Origin of the sequence: Phenylobacterium sp. (assembly GCF_035276905.1) — a bacterium.
Classification (GTDB): domain Bacteria; phylum Pseudomonadota; class Alphaproteobacteria; order Caulobacterales; family Caulobacteraceae; genus Phenylobacterium.
This window is the reverse complement of record NZ_DATELG010000060.1, coordinates 1-2020: the sequence shown is the minus strand read 5'-3', so window position 1 is coordinate 2020 and position 2020 is coordinate 1. Positions and strand designations below refer to the sequence as shown.

Genomic DNA, 2020 nt, shown 5'->3' with positions numbered 1-2020 from the left:
GCCCGATTGCTCGGCGACGATGTGCATGAGGACAGTTCGCGTCTCCCCCGTGACCGCCGCCCGGCCCGCGGGCAGGACCGCGCCCTGCTCGCCGCCGGCCGCAGCCTCTCCCTTCTCCCGTCCCCAAAGCAGCCATTCCGGAGTCACGCCCAGCCGGACGGCGTAGCGCTCGACCGTCCTGGACATGCTGCGCACGCCGCGCTCGTGGTTGCGGTAGGTTCCCGCAGAAACCCCCAGGGACTCGGCTGCGGCAAGGGCGGACTCGAAGCCCTTTCGCAGCCGTGCTTGGCGCAGCCTCTTCCCCTGAGCTTTCCAAACGTCTTTCGATGCCATGCCTACAATTGGCACGCCTGGTGGAGTCGTGAGTGGCTCCGGCGCCGGATCCACAAAAATATCGTGGGTCTTCGAAGTGGACACGGGTTGGCGAGCCCTCGCGAGCAGTCTGAAGTCACAGGCGAAAGCGGATCCGGCGCCCGCGGCGCAGCCTGCCACATTTTGCACTAAAAGTTGCGGCGCAATAGCTGCGCTCGCCAATTCGGCACGAGTCACCACTCGGATGTCACGCTACTGTCGCGTAGTGTTCGCGCCCTGTTTCAGCATGGCGTCTTATTGGCGTGAAATACGCTCATAACGTGTAAAAAAGGCGTACAGCAGCGCTTGACAACTCCAGGTGGCGCGGCGACCTTGAGCGCGTAGCAACGCTGTTGCCGCGGATTTCGCACCGATTGGGTGCGTCGTGTTGACCTAGCGGGGCGTAAATCTCGTCACGAGGGGGTCAATGCGGGCACATCGCGCAGCGATTGAGTCGCATGTCGGCATCATCGACCGCAGTGGCGGGGCATATGAAGTCGCCGCGAAGTTGCAACGTGCTGGCTGCCATGTGACCCGGAATACCGCCGCCTGTTGGGTGACGCGGAATTCCATTCCGCGGACCTATTGGCGACTCTTCGAGACCCTCGGCTTGGCGACCTACGCCGAGCTCGAGCTGGCTTACGAACGTCGCCGGGCGCTCCGGGCCGAGACGCGGCGCCTCGCCCGCGGGGTCGAGCTGTGACGCCCCGGGCGAAATTCCCGCGCTGCGGCGTCGCCTTCGCCACGGCGTCGCTTGCAGGCGTGGCGACCGCCCTGCCTTCCGCCGCCCCTTCCCGAATGTTCGCTCCGTTCGCCGATTCGGCGAGCAGCGCGCTCCCGCTTCTCACCGCAGCGCTCGTCGTGCTCGTCGGCCTGAGGGCCGCGACGCCTTGCGTCAGCTGGTGGGAAGGCGCCCTCGAGCTTCACCGGCGCCGCCGGGGTGAGGGCGTCCGGGGTGAGCCGCCCTCACCCCAGTGCCTGCGTACCCCTCCTCAACCCCATCCAGGTGTGACCTCATGTCTGTCCAAGAAGACCTAAAGCGGCGGTTCGGCCGGCGGACGCTTCCGCTGTCGCTCGGCGCCCTCATCGCCGCCGCGTCGGCCGGCGTCGCCAACGCCGCCGCCGGCGGCGGCTCGATGCCGTGGGACACCCCGCTGACCACGATCGAGAACGACCTGACGGGCCCGGTCGCCGTCGCCGTCACCACGATCGCCGTGGTGATCGCCGGCCTCGGTTTCGCGCTCGGCGGTGAAGGCACCTTCATGCGCCGCGGCTTCGGAATCGTCTTCGGCCTGGCGATCGCGCTGATGGGCACGAGCGCCATCCTGACCTTCTTCGGGTCGGCTGGCGGGGCAGTGTTCTAAGCCCATGTCGGAGCATGAGCCCCCCGGTTTTCGGATCGCGCTGCACACCACGATCAGCTCGCCGATCTCCATCGGGGGCGTGCCTCGCATGATGGCGACGGCCATCGGGACAATCACGGTGCTGATCGCCGTCAGCTTTCAGCAACCGTGGTTCGGCGTCCCGTTCGGGATGTTGCTTTGGGCGGTCGCGTACGCCGTCACCAAGTCCGACCCCTACTTCTTCCGAGTGCTTGATCGCCACGTTCGCCACAAATCCCATTGGGATGGCTAAACATGCGCTACCTCCGCGAATACCAGTCGAAGCC

At 66.4% G+C, this 2020-nt stretch carries 4 protein-coding genes; 3 read left to right on the top strand and 1 reads right to left on the bottom strand.

Features of this window, described 5'->3' with window-relative positions:
• On the bottom strand, positions 1–195 hold a 195-nt coding region (locus tag VJS38_RS02370; RefSeq protein WP_324086548.1), incomplete at its 3' end, for a hypothetical protein.
• A 685-nt stretch (positions 196–880) separates the two neighbouring features.
• On the opposite strand from VJS38_RS02370, the gene VJS38_RS02365 reads away from it, so the two are divergent.
• The 3 genes from VJS38_RS02365 (at position 881) to VJS38_RS02355 (ending at position 1986) form a co-directional block, all read left to right on the top strand.
• A complete protein-coding gene (locus VJS38_RS02365) occupies positions 881–1054 on the top strand; it encodes a hypothetical protein (protein ID WP_324086547.1) in 174 nt (57 codons plus the stop codon).
• Positions 1055–1367: 313 nt separating this feature from the next.
• Positions 1368–1715, top strand: coding sequence for a TrbC/VirB2 family protein (locus VJS38_RS02360; RefSeq protein WP_324086546.1), 348 nt, complete (start codon positions 1368–1370; stop codon positions 1713–1715).
• Between the two features lie 4 nt (positions 1716–1719).
• Entirely contained in the window at positions 1720–1986 is a 267-nt protein-coding gene (locus VJS38_RS02355) for a VirB3 family type IV secretion system protein (RefSeq protein WP_324086545.1), read from the top strand.
• Positions 1987–2020: the final 34 nt, after the last annotated feature.

Excerpts from the sequence above, each read along its gene's own strand:
- VJS38_RS02360 (WP_324086546.1), top strand. The coding sequence starts at position 1,368 with ATGTCTGTCCAAGAAGACCTAAAGCGGCGGTTCGGCCGGCGGACGCTT.
- VJS38_RS02355 (WP_324086545.1), top strand. The coding sequence starts at position 1,720 with ATGTCGGAGCATGAGCCCCCCGGTTTTCGGATCGCGCTGCACACCACG.